The organism is Photobacterium aphoticum (assembly GCF_001029435.1).
GTDB classification, from domain to species: Bacteria; Pseudomonadota; Gammaproteobacteria; order Enterobacterales; family Vibrionaceae; genus Photobacterium; species Photobacterium aphoticum.
In genome coordinates this window covers 1-453 of sequence record NZ_LDOV01000077.1, presented here as the reverse complement: position 1 = coordinate 453, position 453 = coordinate 1, and the positions used below count along the sequence as shown (strand labels likewise).

Below are 453 nucleotides of genomic sequence, written 5' to 3'. Positions count from 1 at the left end.
TCCTTTTACTGAAAAAGATGAAAATTTTGTCTTGACTGAATATCAGAAACGCGTATTATACGCAGCCTGACTTGCGGAAGTGCACAGCGCTAACGCATTGAAAGTCAACGTTCTTTAACAATTTGACCATGCAATCTGTGTGGGCACTCGTTGAATAGATAGTCAAAAAAGATTTATCAATGATACTAGTGACCAATTCGAATCGGAAACAGCCTTGAGCTGAAGAAGAGGAGAGCACAGTCAATTCATTCATCACATTGTGATGAATTAACAGTATTCATTGAGCCAAAACTTTAATTGAAGAGTTTGATCATGGCTCAGATTGAACGCTGGCGGCAGGCCTAACACATGCAAGTCGAGCGGCAGCGACAACATTAATCCTTCGGGTGCGTTGATGGGCGGCGAGCGGCGGACGGGTGAGTAATGCCTGGGAACATGCCTTAGTGTGGGGGA

Annotated in this window: 1 rRNA gene; it reads left to right on the top strand. The window is 44.4% G+C overall.

The features are described 5' to 3' along the window. Positions 1-294 precede the first annotated feature (294 nt). A 16S ribosomal RNA gene (locus ABT58_RS23115) occupies positions 295-453 on the top strand; the annotation flags it as partial.